This window comes from Paraburkholderia dioscoreae (assembly GCF_902459535.1).
Lineage (GTDB): Bacteria > Pseudomonadota > Gammaproteobacteria > Burkholderiales > Burkholderiaceae > Paraburkholderia > Paraburkholderia dioscoreae.
Map to the genome: position 1 here is coordinate 2,030,885 of NZ_LR699554.1, position 13,370 is coordinate 2,044,254.

12 protein-coding genes are annotated in these 13,370 nt (G+C 62.3%); 3 read left to right on the plus strand and 9 right to left on the minus strand.

Annotated features, from left to right (window positions below):
* The first annotated feature begins 113 nt into the window (after positions 1-113).
* Positions 114-2,117 carry a cyclic di-GMP phosphodiesterase gene (gene pdeR, locus PDMSB3_RS29250; RefSeq protein ID WP_007177529.1) on the plus strand — a complete coding sequence of 668 codons (2,004 nt, stop codon included), beginning with the start codon at positions 114-116 and terminating at the stop codon, positions 2,115-2,117.
* A 76-nt stretch (positions 2,118-2,193) separates the two neighbouring features.
* On the opposite strand, the gene PDMSB3_RS29255 is transcribed toward pdeR, so the two are convergent.
* On the minus strand, positions 2,194-3,081 hold the full coding sequence (locus PDMSB3_RS29255; protein ID WP_007177530.1) for a crotonase/enoyl-CoA hydratase family protein: 888 nt from the start codon (positions 3,079-3,081) through the stop codon (positions 2,194-2,196).
* A 512-nt stretch (positions 3,082-3,593) separates the two neighbouring features.
* Positions 3,594-5,057 carry a M20 family metallopeptidase gene (locus PDMSB3_RS29260; RefSeq protein ID WP_007177531.1) on the minus strand — a complete coding sequence of 488 codons (1,464 nt, stop codon included), beginning with the start codon at positions 5,055-5,057 and terminating at the stop codon, positions 3,594-3,596.
* A gap of 228 nt (positions 5,058-5,285) precedes the next feature.
* Between PDMSB3_RS29260 and PDMSB3_RS29265 the strand changes: the two genes are divergently transcribed.
* Complete coding sequence (locus PDMSB3_RS29265; protein WP_165188535.1) at positions 5,286-5,594, plus strand: superinfection immunity protein; 309 nt, start codon at positions 5,286-5,288, stop codon at positions 5,592-5,594.
* Between the two features lie 150 nt (positions 5,595-5,744).
* On the opposite strand, the gene PDMSB3_RS29270 is transcribed toward PDMSB3_RS29265, so the two are convergent.
* The 4 genes from PDMSB3_RS29270 to PDMSB3_RS29285 form a co-directional block, all read right to left on the minus strand.
* Entirely contained in the window at positions 5,745-6,017 is a 273-nt protein-coding gene (locus PDMSB3_RS29270; RefSeq protein WP_007177533.1) for a YodC family protein, read from the minus strand.
* Positions 6,018-6,510: 493 nt separating this feature from the next.
* A complete protein-coding gene (locus PDMSB3_RS29275) occupies positions 6,511-8,061 on the minus strand; it encodes an MFS transporter (RefSeq protein ID WP_165188537.1) in 1,551 nt (516 codons plus the stop codon).
* 31 nt (positions 8,062-8,092) lie between these two features.
* Entirely contained in the window at positions 8,093-8,731 is a 639-nt protein-coding gene (locus tag PDMSB3_RS29280; RefSeq protein WP_165188539.1) for a TetR/AcrR family transcriptional regulator, read from the minus strand.
* Positions 8,732-8,894: 163 nt separating this feature from the next.
* Positions 8,895-9,320, minus strand: coding sequence for an OsmC family protein (locus PDMSB3_RS29285; protein ID WP_132377422.1), 426 nt, complete (start codon positions 9,318-9,320; stop codon positions 8,895-8,897).
* Between the two features lie 351 nt (positions 9,321-9,671).
* Between PDMSB3_RS29285 and PDMSB3_RS29290 the strand changes: the two genes are divergently transcribed.
* Entirely contained in the window at positions 9,672-9,980 is a 309-nt protein-coding gene (locus tag PDMSB3_RS29290; protein WP_007177537.1) for a DUF4148 domain-containing protein, read from the plus strand.
* 250 nt (positions 9,981-10,230) lie between these two features.
* Here PDMSB3_RS29290 and PDMSB3_RS29295 read toward each other — a convergent pair whose 3' ends face one another.
* From PDMSB3_RS29295 to PDMSB3_RS29305, 3 genes are all read right to left on the minus strand, one after another.
* Complete coding sequence (locus tag PDMSB3_RS29295; protein WP_007177538.1) at positions 10,231-10,785, minus strand: carboxymuconolactone decarboxylase family protein; 555 nt, start codon at positions 10,783-10,785, stop codon at positions 10,231-10,233.
* 35 nt (positions 10,786-10,820) lie between these two features.
* Positions 10,821-12,149: an aspartate aminotransferase family protein gene (locus PDMSB3_RS29300; protein ID WP_165188541.1), complete on the minus strand. Its 1,329-nt coding sequence runs from the start codon at positions 12,147-12,149 to the stop codon at positions 10,821-10,823.
* A gap of 312 nt (positions 12,150-12,461) precedes the next feature.
* Positions 12,462-13,316: a MurR/RpiR family transcriptional regulator gene (locus tag PDMSB3_RS29305; protein ID WP_007177540.1), complete on the minus strand. Its 855-nt coding sequence runs from the start codon at positions 13,314-13,316 to the stop codon at positions 12,462-12,464.
* Positions 13,317-13,370 lie beyond the last annotated feature (54 nt).

The following is a 13,370-nucleotide window of genomic DNA, read 5'->3' on the forward strand; positions in this document are numbered from 1 at the left end:
TAAGCCCGAACGCCAGCCGCTTCGCTACAATGGGGACAGTCTTAAGTATGATGAAGACTGTTTGCCGACTCCGCCTTCAAGGCGGCCAACGGCACACACCGCCCGGGGATCTCATGAACGACGACCAACACGACCAGGTGCTTTATGCCCAGTTCGGCACAAGCAGCCCATGCTGGCGTCTGTCGAACGACAGCAACGCGCTCGAACTCACGCCCGTGACCGGGGACGTGCCCGCCAATGTCGCCATTCCGCTGAATCCTCAACAAGCCTCGCAAATCCGCTGCCTCACCGGCGTCACCTCGCATCTCGTGCTCGACGTGCGGCTATTCGGCGAGCCGTTGCGTCTGCATCTGGTCGGTAAAAAGCTCACCAGCAACTCGTGGGCCGGCACCGCCTCGGCCTATGACGACACCGAGTCCGTCGCGCGCGATCTGGTCCACGGTCTTTCGTTCGCCGAACAGGTTGTCTCCGAAGTGAATTCGGTCGTCGTGATCCTCGACCGGCACGGCCGGATACAGCGCTTCAACCGGCTCGCGGAAGAGCTCACCGGCGTCAAGGAAGAGAACATCATCGGCCGCAACGTGTGGGCGCTGTTCATGTCTACTGAAGACGGCGCGGCATCCAGCCAGAACATTGCGGGCTTCTTCAATCGCGGCGTGTCGTACGAAGTCGAGCGGCGCGTCAAAACGGTGCACGGCGAACGGCTCTTTCTGTTTCGCAACAAGTTCGTTCACAGCGGCAGCGGCGTCGAAGAACAATTCCTGATCTGCTCGGGCACGGACATCACCGAGGAACGGCTCGCGCAGGAACGCCTCACCGAGCTCGCGAACACCGACTCGCTCACCGGCCTTGCGAACCGCAACGCGATCCAGGACAGAATCCGCGCCGCCATTGAAGACGCCGCGCCAGGCGAAGCGGTCGGCGTGCTGTTCCTCGACCTCGACAACTTCAAGAAGGTCAACGATCACTACGGCCACGTCTTCGGCGACCGCCTGATTCGCGACGTATCGGCGGCCATCAGCCTCTGTCTGAACGAAGGCGATACGCTCGCGCGACTCGGCGGCGACGAATTCATCGTGCTCGCGGCCAAGGGCACGGCGCATGAACTCGAAGTCACCGCGCAGCGCATTCTCGAACGCATGCGCACGCCGTTCAGCCTCGGGCTCGTGGAGGTCTACACGGGCTGCTCGATCGGCATCGCGCTGTATCCGGAACATGGCGATAGCCTCGAATCGCTGATCCGCTCAGCGGATACCGCCATGTACGTCGCCAAAGACGAAGGCAAGCGTACGCACCGCGTGTTCTCGCCGGAGATGAATCGCAAGGTCGCCGAGTACATGTGGCTCGACACCAACCTGCGGCGCGGCATCGATGAAGGCCAGCTGACACTGCATTACCAGCCGAAACTATCGCTCGCCACCGGAGCGGTCCAGGGCGCCGAAGCACTGGTGCGCTGGAATTCGCCGGAGCGCGGGCAGATCATGCCGGCGGAGTTCATCCGTTATGCGGAAGAGTCCGGTCTGATCGGCGTGCTGGGCCGCTGGGTCATGGAAACGGCCGCGAAACAGGCCGCCAAATGGAAAGCGGACGGCTACAACCTGCGCATCGCGATCAACGTGTCCGCTCGGCAACTGGTGGATACGGCGGTGGTCCGCCATTTCAGCGAGGCGCTCCAGCACGCGAATCTCGACCCCTGCCTGATCGATCTCGAACTGACCGAGAGCTGCCTGATCGAAGACGAAACGGCCGCGATCGATCTGATCAAGCAGTTCCGGCAGCTCGGCGCGCAGGTTCATCTGGATGACTTCGGCACGGGCTATTCGTCGCTGTCGCAACTCGGCCGTATTCCGCTCGACGTCATCAAGCTCGATCGCAGCTTCGTGCGCTCGATCAACGCCGACCCCAAAGCGCAAGCGCTGGTGCGCTCCATGGTGGTCGTCGCGCAGGAGCTGAACTTCAAGGTGGTTGCCGAAGGAATCGAAACCGAGTCGGAAGAATTGTTCATGAAGGGCCTGGGCGTCGATTACGTACAGGGTTTTCTGTACGGGCAGGCCATGCCGGCGGCTGAATTCGAGCGCTGGTTGCAGGATAGACAGAAGCTCAGACTGATTGCCTGAGCTCCCGTGCGCCCCACGTAAAGTCCCCGTGGGGGCCGCCCCCCTTGCGGCTTTTTGTGTTTGAAGCCGGGCTGGTTCAGGCGAAATTAGCCGCGCTGGCCGCCGTCTGACGCAGGTTCGCCGTGCGACGGTTCTGCAACTGCACGAGCCGCTCCATGAAAGCCAGATCCTTTTCTTCGATCGTGAAGGCGGCCTCGACCCAATCCTCGGTGATTTCCATCAGCTCGGCGCGCGAGAGTTGCAGCACGCGCTGGCGAGCCCGCAGCATCGCGCGGATGCCGTTCATTTTCGGTTTGAGCGTGTCGATGAAAGTACGGGTCGCCATATAGGCCTCGCCCGGCTCGAACAGTTGATCGACCAGACCTTTGCCGTAATGCCATTCGGCCGTATGCGATTCTCCGACGCCGATCAGTTCCTCCGCGAGCCGCATGCCGACTTTACGTGCCACCAGTGAATAACCGCCCATGCCCGGGAACAGATTGAACGCGATCTCCGGGAAGCCCATGCGCGCGTCGCTCTGCGCGAGCAGGAAATGATGTGCGAGCGCGGCCTCGAAGCCCCCACCGAGCGCCGTGCCTTCCACCATCGCAATCGAGATCGCCCCGGTGTCGAACCCCCGCGACGCCGCATGCACACAATCGACACAAGCCCGCGCGTACGCCATCAGCGCCTGACGCTTGCCGTTGCGGATCGCGTCCGCGAAGAAATCCAGATCGCCGCCCACGTTGTACATGGTCGGAATCAACGAGCCGGTGACCCAGAAATCGATCGGCAATCCCGACGCTCGCGCTGCCTGTGCGAGTTCCAGAATGTCATGCACCAGATCGAGATTGAAACAGGGCCGCGGCTGCGCCCGCAACATCATCCACATGACGTTGCGGCCTTCTTCATAGTAAGCGGAAATTTGCGAAAGATTGCCGGCTTCGAGGAACGGGCGGCAGGCGTGGTGGTTATGCAGATTCATTTTGAACGGTCCTTTTAAGGTTAAACACTGGCATTGCAATGCGAGCCTAAAGCAGACCGGAATCGGTTGGGAGCGGGGTAACCAACAGATGAATGCAAGCGGCGTTCAAAGCCACATCAGAAGGCGTTTCGGGCAAAGACGGACATGCGGTGAGGCGTGGCGCGCACGCAAACGCTTGCGCACCGAAGATGGGCGAAAATGGCCCATAAATAAGCGCGGGACGCCTGTCGATTTACTGACTGCCAGAGATTGAATTTCTTGCCGGAGTGGAAAGATAAGGAAATAGTCTTCGATTAGAAAATGCAATCGAAAATATCAGCGGCGAATTTATTTTTTCTGGTGTGCGGGATAACAGACGGAATATCCGTTTCGCATATTCAAACGCGCGGCCACCCAGTCCGCGCATTTTCATCTGGGTTCTATCGCAGATGCGCGGCATAGAGACAAGCTTGCCGCGCATTCATACAATTGATGGCCGCGTTGTTCGTACCGGGCGGCGCGCCCTGGAACGTTCAAGGCGCGGCGGCGATCACCTCCGCAACCGCTGCCGTGAGCTTCTTGCCGTACGGCACGTCCAGGAATTCGTTCGGTCCGTGCGCGTTCGATTTCGGCCCGAGCACGCCGCACACCATGAACTGCGATTTCGGGAAACCCGCCTTCAGCACGTTCATGAGCGGAATGGTGCCGCCCTGCCCCATGTAGGCGACATCGGCGCCGTAGTGTCGACGCGACGCGTCGTTGAGCGCCGTGGCAAGCCACGGGGCGAGATCCGGCGCGCTCCAGCCGCTCGCCGCGCCCGCGTCCGGCTTGAAAGTCACCTTGGCGTTGTACGGCGGATCGAGTTCGAGCAGTGCCTTCAGTTCGGCGACGGCCTTTTCCGCCTCGATCAGCGGCGGCAGACGCAGCGACAGCTTGAACGCCGTGCGCGGACGCAGTACGTTGCCGGCATCGGCAAGCGCGGGCAGCCCGGCCGCGCCGGTCACGGACAGCGACGGACGCCACGTCGAATTGAGCAAGGCCTCTTTGGGATCAGTGGTGGTGGGCAGCACCTGGCGGCCGTCCTGGCCGCACGCCCACGGCAACTTTTTCCAGACGTCGTCGCCGAGAATCCGGGCGGTGGCTTCCGCTTCACGCAAACGGTCCGCCGGAATCTCGACGTGGAAACCCTTTGGCAGCAACGTGCCGTTGGCGGAGTCTTCGAGACGGTCGAACAGTTGCCGCATGATGCGAAAGCTCGACGGCGCGATTCCGCCGTAGCCGCCCGAGTGAATGCCTTCGTCGAGCACCTGCACTTCGAGGTCGCCCGCCACCAGTCCGCGCAAGGACGTGGTGAGCCACAACTGATCGTAGTTGCCCGCGCCCGAATCCAGGCACACGACGAGACCGACCTTGCCGAGCCGCTCGCGCAGCGCGTCGACATACGGCAGCAGATCGTAGCTGCCGGACTCCTCGCAGGTTTCGATCAGACCGACGCAACGCGGACGTTCGACGCCCTGCGCGTCCAGCGCCGCGAGTGCGGTAATGCTCGCGTAGATCGCATAGCCGTCGTCGGCGCCGCCGCGGCCGTACAGCCTGTCGTTCTCGAGCTTGGGCGTCCACGGTCCGAGGTCGTTGCGCCAGCCGTCGAACTCGGGCTGCTTGTCGAGGTGGCCGTACAGCACGATGGTCTCTTCGCTGCCGGAACGGGTCGCCGGCGTTTCGAAGAAGATCACCGGCGTGCGGCCCGGCAAGCGGATCACTTCGAGTTCCAGGCCGCGCACCGCCTGCTGTTCGGCCCATTGCGCGGCGTCGGTAATCACGCGCTCCAGATAGCCGTGCTTGACCCACTCGGGATCGAACGCCGGACTCTTGGCCGGTACCGCAATGTAGTCCGTGAGCGCGGGCACGATCTCGTCGTTCCACTTGCGCTCCACGAATTCACGTAGCGTGTCGGGGTTGATGCGTTGAGCCTGCTGGGTCGTGTCGTCGGAGATCATGATGGCTGTCCGTGGCGGGTCTGTTCAGTCGAAACGACCATGATAGTCCTGATGCGGGATCGGCTGAACCCCTCGTCGCGCAGCGGGCTTGCTTAGAGGTGGCTGAGTGACGACCGCCACCGTTCGCGCCGGCGGTTTCGCTAGCAACGCGAGCAGTTTGCAGCGAGCTTACGCGGACAAAACAATCGCGCGACAATCAGACATACGTCGCGTGTGGGGAGGCGGATCATGGCGGGCAATGTCTTCGTTCAGGCCATCGCCGCGGTACTGGCGTTGGCGCTCTATTTTCTGCCGGCCGTGCTGGCGGACCGGCGCAAGCGGCACGACGTGCTGACGCTGGCGCTCTTCAATGCCTGTCTCGGCTGGACCGTGTTCGGCTGGCTGCTTGCGCTATATTGGGCGCTGCAACCGAACCCGCCGAAAAACATCGCGGGCGAGGTGGTGGAGACGCGCAAACTCGTGAGCATGCGAGCGTTTTCGTCCGCGTTGCTGGTGCGCGTGCAACGTCGCACCACGCGGGATCGCTCTGAGAATTGAGTCAGGTGCGGCTTGGTAGGTTAGGAAAGCGAGTTAGGAAAGCGACTCAGGAAAGCGACTCAGGAAAGCGAGTCAGGCAAATAGGTCAGGCAAGTAAGGCAGCACAGGTCGGCCCAAACACCGGCCCCCGGCCAACCCAGCCAGGTTTGCTCAGGCCGCGCGGCCCACGCGGTTCCACAGAACGGAACCGGCTGGAATAGAGCGTGGCTCCGCCCGCACGCTTGCGGGTGCAAACATCTCGCGGCGCAGTTCGCCGTGTTCGTCGAACCATTCGCAAATCAGCCAGTCGCCGGGATTGAGCGCCACTGGCCCTGCATATGTCACTGTCATGCGCGAACCCCCTTCCTTCAGCGTGACCACGTCGCCGACATTGAACTGGGCGGCTGGCGGTGTCTGGAATGCGTCAATGGTAGCGGTCAGCATATTTACCCCCTACGGAACCTTTGAGCGGCAATAAATCGTTGCGCGGATTTTTCGGCATTAGACCTGCTGAAGGAAAACTCTAAAAGGTTTGCCAAGATTAACAATCGAAATTAATCGCTGCAAGCGCTTTTTATTGATACCGTTTTCATCGGGAGTGGAATGGCTTCCAGTACCGATCGATACCTGGGTAAAACCGGGAAAACCCTTCAATGTCCATCCCATACGCCGCCGGGCCGCGAGCCCATGCGGCGCTGCACGATCGCAAGTGTTACTGCGGCGGATTCGCACAGGCAGTAGAAAATGCGGAGCCGTTTTGTCATATGTAATGAAGCGCTGCGGGACATTCAGGGTTTATTCTGATCTGGCGCAAAACACAATTACCTGTGAACGATCACGTCATCGGTAAATGCAGCATGCTTAAAATAGGATTGTTTAAAAAATTACCTAATAATTCCCGACGCTTCTGTTGAAAACGGTTGCGGCCGCCGGATTTTCAAACCCGCTGCGCCGCACGCCGCAGTACGAGTTGCTGGTGCCGCACCAGCAGCACGCTCAAACCGATGCATACGAACATCAGTACCGCGTTGATGGCGAGGCTGATCTGGAATGCGTGCGCGTACGCACCCGGAGCCGCGCGGCCACCAATCGCGCCGAAGAACGCGCCGCTGATGGCCGCCGTGCCGAACGCGGAGCCGATCTGCAACGTCGACGAGACCACGCCCGAAGCGAGCCCGGCTTTCTCCGGCACGACCTCCAGCAACACGATGCGCATGATCGACGGCAGCAGCAGGCCATGACCGACACCCGCGCACACCAGTCCGCAATAGAACAGCAGATCCGGCGCCGCCGACTGCGTGGCGGACCAGCCCGTGACCGTGAAGCCGAGCGTCATCATCGAAAAACCGAGCGTCAGTACATGGCCGCCTATGCGCCTGACCACAGCCGGCGAAGCCAGCGGCCCGACCACGAAACCGATCGCGAACGGCATGATCGCCACGCCCGAGGCGAGCGGCGTCCAGTGCAAACCGGTTTGCAGGAAAATCCCGTAGGTCAGGAAAAACGCGCTATTGCAGTAGAACAGGAACGCGAGCACGAGACCCAACGCGAAGGCCCGGTTGCGGAACAGTTGCAGATCCACCAGCGGATGGCCGCCGCCGCGCTCGACGCGCCGCTCCGCCACCACGAAGAGCGCGAACGCGGGCACGGCAAGCGCGAACATCGCGAAGGTCCATGCCGGCCAGCCCGCTTCGCGGCCGTGCGTCATCGGGTAAATGACCAGCAACAGCACGGCGGAGAGCAGCGCCACGCCCTTCACGTCGATGCCCGTGCGCGTGGCCGGCTGATTTTCCGGCACGAACTTCCAGGTGCCGATAAACGCCACAATGCCGATCGGAATGTTGATCAGAAAGATGATGCGCCAGTCGAGTCCGAACGGGTGATACGTAATCAGCGCGCCGCCGCCCAACTGGCCGACGATCGACGACAGCCCGAACACGAAGCCGTACAGGCTCATCACTTTGGTCTGCTGATGCAGCGGCACGACCGCGCGAATGGTCGCAAGCACTTGCGGCGCCATGACGGCGGCGGCGACGCCTTGCACGATCCGCGAGATCACCAGCATGTGCCCGCTGGTGGCAAAGCCGCACAGCGCCGAAGCGACCACGAACGCCGCCATGCCCGTCATGAACATGCGGCGGCGGCCGAACAGGTCGCCGAGCCGACCGCCCGTGATCAGCAGCACCGCGTACGCCGACGCATAGGCGGAGACCACGAGCTGCAATTGCGCGTCGCCGGCGTTCAGGCCGGTGTGGATTGAGGGCAGCGCGAGATTCACGATGAAATAGTCGAGCGGCGCGAGGAAGGCGCCGACGAACAGCACGGCAAGCGCGAGCCCCTGTCGTTCAAAATGCGGCTGGGCCTTGTCGACGGACGCCGTCACGCTCGCGGCCGCGGCGCCCGGACAGGTCGCCGCGCAGGCTGCGCCGCCCGTGCCACTGGATCCAACGAATGCCGCCGGAGCGGACTTGATCGCTTCGCTATTCATGACTGATCATTCAAAAATTCGACAAAAAAATTTAGACGAGCGCGCGCATGGCGACGTCCACTATTCCTGTCAGCGCGTCTTCTTTGTGGGCGACCCGCCCCAGCACGCGCAAGCCTTGCATCACGCAGAGCAGGAAATCGCCGACGGCTTTTTCGTCGAGCGTGGAGTTGAAGGCGCCGCTCGCCTGACCGCGAATCACCGACGCCGCCAGCAGCGTTGCCATGCGGCGCTGAATCGCGGCGACGCGGGTGCGCAGTTCCTCGTCACCCGGCTGCATTTCCAGCGTGGTGTTGGTGATGAAGCAACTGCGCCCGCCGGTTAACGCGCACGCGACCCGCGCATAGTGCAGCAAGGCATTGCGTAGCGCTTCTTCCGGCGGGACCGGCGCGTTGAGCCGCTCGGAGAGCCGCGCGACCGAACCTTCCGCGTAGTGATCGAGCGCGGCCAGCATGATGCCGTGCTTGTCGCCGAATACGCCGTAGAGACTGCCGCGCAACAGGCCGGTGGCCTTGCACAGGTCGTCGATCGAAGTGGCGTGGTAGCCGTGATTCCAGAACACCTGACTCGCGCTCGCCAATACGGTGTCCGTGTCGAATTCGCGCGGCCGGCCCCGCAGGCAGACCTCGCCCGCTTTCTTCGCGGAATGTTTCGAATCGGCAGATTGCTTCATGGAACGGATATTATGACTAACCGTTCAAGAAAGCAAGACGAGTTTCCGTAGGGTGCGGCAGGGAGCCGGTGTCAGACCATACAAAAACCGGCCCCGGTTTTGCCCGGGCACCGGCTTCATCATCGCGTTTGAACGACTGCGACGACCGTAGAAAAACGCGAACTCAGGTTTCGAGCTTCGCATCCATCGTGATCGTGGCCTTCAGCACTTTCGACACTGGGCAACCGGCTTTGGCGTCGGCGGTCGCCTTCTCAAAGGCCGCTTTGTCGCCGCCGGGGATCTTCACGGCCACGTCGAGATGGACTGCGGTTATGGCAAAACCGCCACCGTCCTTGTCGAGCGTAACGGTCGCCGTGGTGCCGATACGCTCGGGCGTGATGCCGGCCTTGCCCAGTTCCGCCGACAGCGCCATCGAGAAACATCCCGCATGCGCAGCCGCAATCAGCTCTTCCGGATTCGTGCCGATGCCGTCAGCGAAGCGTGTCGAAAACGAGTATTGAGTCTCCTTGAGAACGCCGCTGTCGGTGGAAATCGAGCCCTTGCCGTCTTGCAGGCCGCCTTGCCAGACTGCTGATGCCTTGCGCTTCATTGCTCTCTCCTGTTTGTGCCCTGCTTCGCGCGCTCCACGACCGAATCTGATGCCCGCCGCAACGGCCCCGCCCGGACGTTCTGCGGTTTCGGCATCGGTCGCGAGTGCCGCGCGGCGCTGCAGGCGCGGGCGGGGACCGAACTTCATCATAGGCGCTTCCGTGTGCCAGCGTCGTGACGATGCCGACAATCGGTCAAAACAGAAGCCGCCCCAACAACTGTATCAATTACCGCAATAATCTTTCCTCAGAAAGCCGCTTTTTCGCCGACCCTGCAAGAAATAGACTGTATTCAATGGATTGGCACACAGCATTCAGCCGATCTCACCAACAATCGAATACTGGAGGTCATCATGAAATCGCTTATTTCCGCAGTGGTCATCGCATCCGCGCTCGTCGTTCCGGCTGTCTCGTTCGCCCAGCAGGAGAATGGTCCGGTGACGCGTGCGCAGGTACGTGCCGAACTGGTGGCCGCGCAAAAAGCGGGCCTCCTGAATCAGAACGACGTCGACTATCCGAAGACGGTGCCGGAAAACGGTACGGCAGTGGCCGCCGTTGCGCAGGGCTCGCAGGACGTCGGCGGCGCAAAGGTAGGCTCCTCGGATGCAGGCGCGCCGAACTCGGTGCAGCAGCGCCTGTTCTCGACGTATCGCGGCCAGTAATCGGCAAGCGGCAGTCGGCAAGCCGCGCGGTCGCGCGATGCGGTTGCTGGCGTTATAGCGAGTGCATGGCAGGGGACGGCGTAGTGGTAATAAGGAAGCGCCCCGGTTGCGAAGTTCGCAGCCGGGGCGCTTCTGCATTGTGCGTCGGAAAAGCTGAACAATGACGTTATAGAGGGCGTGGGCCATCGCCACTGCAAGGCTCGCTGCCCAAGCGTCTGCCGACGACTTTACCTTGCCCGTACTCTTCCAGCTACTCAGCGAACGGCAAACTATCCTGCCCGACCGCACGCATGCCGAACACGTTCAGCGTCATCGCGACCAATGCGTAGTAGCCGAGCAGACCCACCAGGTTGATCACCACCTGATGCCCGAAACGCTCGACAGCCTTCGCATAGGTCGCGTCCGAAACGCGCTTGGTGTCATACAGTTCGCTCGCGAAATCGTGAATCAACGCGTCGTCGGCTTCCGCGAAATCCGGCCGCCGGCCCTCGCGAATCGCCTCGGCATCCGCTGCGCACACGCCGGCTTCCAGCGCGATCGGATGGTGGATGTACCACTCCGCCTGCGCCTGCCAGCGAGCCGCGGTCACCAGAATCGCCAGTTCCGAGAGGCGCAGCGGCAAACCGGTCCGGTAACGGCAGAACGCGCCCAGGCGCTGCGCCTGCTGCGCCAGTTCCGGACTATGAATCCAGCCGAGAAACGGCCCGTTCAGATTGCGGCGCGGGCCCGACAGAATTTCGTCCAGCACCGCTTTCTGTTCGGGCGTGGCGTCGGACAGGTCGAAGTGAGGCAAACGCTCGGTCATCATCGTTCTCGCAAGTCGTAGTGGCGCAGAAGGTTTCAGACGGCGGCCAGCGCGCCGCTAATCGCATCGGTAAGCCGGCTGACGATTTCGTCGATGTCACGCGCGGTGCAGATAAAAGGCGGCGCCAGCAGCACATGATCGCCGATCTTGCCGTCGACCGTGCCGCCCATCGGATACACCATCAAACCGCGTGCGAACGCTTCGCGCCGAATTGCCGCGTGCAGTTTGAGGCCGGCGTCGAACGGCGTTTTGCCGGCGCGGTCCCTGACCAGTTCTACGCCGACGAACAGCCCGCGTCCGCGCACGTCGCCGATATGCGGATGCTGCGCGTAGTGCTCGCGCAGCCGGCCGCGCAGCTGTTCGCCGCGCGCCAGCACATTGGGCAGCAGTTTGTCTTCCTCGATCACGCGTTGCACTTCGAGCGCGCCGGCGCAGGCGGTGGCATGGCCGATATAGGTATGGCCATGCTGAAAGAACCCCGATCCGCCGACGATCGCCTGATAGATCCGCTCGCTCACGAGCGTCGCGCCGATCGGCTGATAACCCGCGCCGAGCCCTTTGGCGATGGTCAGGATATCGGGCGCCACGCCGTCTTCCTCGCAGGCGTAAAGATAGCCGGTGCGACCCATGCCGGACATGATCTCGTCGAGAATCAGCAGCACGCCGTAGCGATCGCACACCGCGCGAATCTTGCGGAAGTACTCGCGCACCGGCGGCACGGCGCCGGCCGTCGCGCCAACCACAGTTTCGGCGACGAAAGCGGCGACCGTGTCCACGCCGAGTTCGAGAATCTTCCGCTCGAGTTCGTCGGCGAGACGCTGCGCGAAGGCCTCTTCGGTTTCGTCCGCGCGTTGCTCGCGATACGCGTAACACGGGCTCACGTGATGCGCCTCGATCAGGATCGGCAGGAACGGCTCGCGGCGCCACGCATTGCCGCCGATTGCCAGCGCACCCAGCGTGTTGCCGTGATAACTCTGGCGACGCGCGATGAAATGGCGCCGCTGCCGTTCGCCCTTCTCCACGAAATATTGGCGCGCGAGTTTGAGCGCCGCCTCGATCGCCTCCGAACCGCCCGAGACGAAATACACATGTTCGAGCCCTTGCGGGGCGCTCGCCACCAGGCGGTCGGCGAGCGCTTCGGCGGACTCGGTGGTGAAGAACGATGTGTGCGCATACGGCAGTTGCTGCGACTGCCGTTTGATCGCATCGATCACGCGCTGGTTGCTGTGCCCGAGACACGAAACGGCGGCGCCGCCGGATGCGTCGATATAGCGCTTGCCCGTGGAATCGATGATCTCGATGCCCTCGCCTGCGACGGCTACCGGCAGCAATTGCTTCGGTGAACGATGAAACACTGTGGACATGGATCCGGTTTCCTGTTGGTTGCGGCAGCCGTTCAGGCGCCGGTCTGTCCGCAAGCCATGCGGGCGATGAAAGCGCCGAATGCGCACTGCCCTTGCCGGCGAACCTTCATCGACACACCCGCGCCGCCGATCTCGAAGAGCGCGGTGGCAAAACAGATCCAACTCCTGCTTCGACACCACCATTCGCGCCCCTTCAACAATTGGTATGTATTTATACCTCTCAACAACAATTGTTGTCAAACAGCGCGACGCCGATGCAGATGGAGCGGTCCTGCTTCATACAAGACCCCGGCTCGATTCAGAAGGAAATATTCAAGGCACGTATGCGCCCTTCGCATGCAGCGACTGCTCGGCAATGGCGAGCTGTTCGACCGCGCCCGCTCCCTCGAGCGCCAGCAGATGCGCGACCAGCGATTCGGCGATCGCGGTCGCCGCCACCAGCGAAGGGAAAAACGAAGGACTTTCGTGTGAAAAGATCAGCACCTTGTCGGCATTCAAGGCGATCGGCGACACGGCGCTGTCGGTGATCGCGATCAGCTTGCTGCCCTTTTCCAGGGCGGCTTCGGCTACGCGCGCGGCTTCCACCGAATATGGCGCGAAGCTGATCACGATGGTGGCGCTATCGCGCTCGACGGTGCGCAACTGCATCTCGAGCGTTCCGGCCTCGCCGTTGAGCAAGGACACCGAGGAACGGAACAGCCGGTATCCGTAGACGAGGCCAAACGCCACCGCATAGCAGGAGCGGAAACCGGCCACATGCACGTGCGGCGCACGCCGCAACAGACGCGCCGCTTCCACGATCACGCGGCCGTTATGCGCGGCGGTCACCTCGAGATTGTGCTGTTGCGCGACCAGCAGATCGTTCGCCAGCGCGTCTTTCGATTTGACGAGCGAACGGGCGCGGCTCGCGAGCGGCTCAGGCCGCGTGCGCACACGCGCGACGAAGAGGTTGCGCAATTCGTTCCAGCCGGGGAAGCCGAGTTGCTGCGACAGACGCACCAGTGAGGCCGGTTGCACCTGTGCCCGTTCGGCCACCTTGCGCATGGACGAGACCGCGACCTCGTCGGGATGATCGAGCAGGAAGGCCGCCCCCATCTGGAACTGCGGACTCAGTTCTGAGAAGCGCGCCCGGATCAGGGCGGCGAGCTGGTCGAAACTGTCTGGCATGCGGATGTACCGGGCGAGCGGTCGGAAAGGATGACAACAAATGTTACCACCCGG

Excerpts from the sequence above, each read along its gene's own strand:
- pdeR (WP_007177529.1), top strand. The coding sequence starts at position 114 with ATGAACGACGACCAACACGACCAGGTGCTTTATGCCCAGTTCGGCACA.
- PDMSB3_RS29255 (WP_007177530.1), bottom strand. The coding sequence starts at position 3,081 with ATGAATCTGCATAACCACCACGCCTGCCGCCCGTTCCTCGAAGCCGGC.
- PDMSB3_RS29260 (WP_007177531.1), bottom strand. The coding sequence starts at position 5,057 with ATGATCTCCGACGACACGACCCAGCAGGCTCAACGCATCAACCCCGAC.
- PDMSB3_RS29265 (WP_165188535.1), top strand. The coding sequence starts at position 5,286 with ATGGCGGGCAATGTCTTCGTTCAGGCCATCGCCGCGGTACTGGCGTTG.
- PDMSB3_RS29270 (WP_007177533.1), bottom strand. The coding sequence starts at position 6,017 with ATGCTGACCGCTACCATTGACGCATTCCAGACACCGCCAGCCGCCCAG.
- PDMSB3_RS29275 (WP_165188537.1), bottom strand. The coding sequence starts at position 8,061 with ATGAATAGCGAAGCGATCAAGTCCGCTCCGGCGGCATTCGTTGGATCC.
- PDMSB3_RS29280 (WP_165188539.1), bottom strand. The coding sequence starts at position 8,731 with ATGAAGCAATCTGCCGATTCGAAACATTCCGCGAAGAAAGCGGGCGAG.
- PDMSB3_RS29285 (WP_132377422.1), bottom strand. The coding sequence starts at position 9,320 with ATGAAGCGCAAGGCATCAGCAGTCTGGCAAGGCGGCCTGCAAGACGGC.
- PDMSB3_RS29290 (WP_007177537.1), top strand. The coding sequence starts at position 9,672 with ATGAAATCGCTTATTTCCGCAGTGGTCATCGCATCCGCGCTCGTCGTT.
- PDMSB3_RS29295 (WP_007177538.1), bottom strand. The coding sequence starts at position 10,785 with ATGACCGAGCGTTTGCCTCACTTCGACCTGTCCGACGCCACGCCCGAA.
- PDMSB3_RS29300 (WP_165188541.1), bottom strand. The coding sequence starts at position 12,149 with ATGTCCACAGTGTTTCATCGTTCACCGAAGCAATTGCTGCCGGTAGCC.
- PDMSB3_RS29305 (WP_007177540.1), bottom strand. The coding sequence starts at position 13,316 with ATGCCAGACAGTTTCGACCAGCTCGCCGCCCTGATCCGGGCGCGCTTC.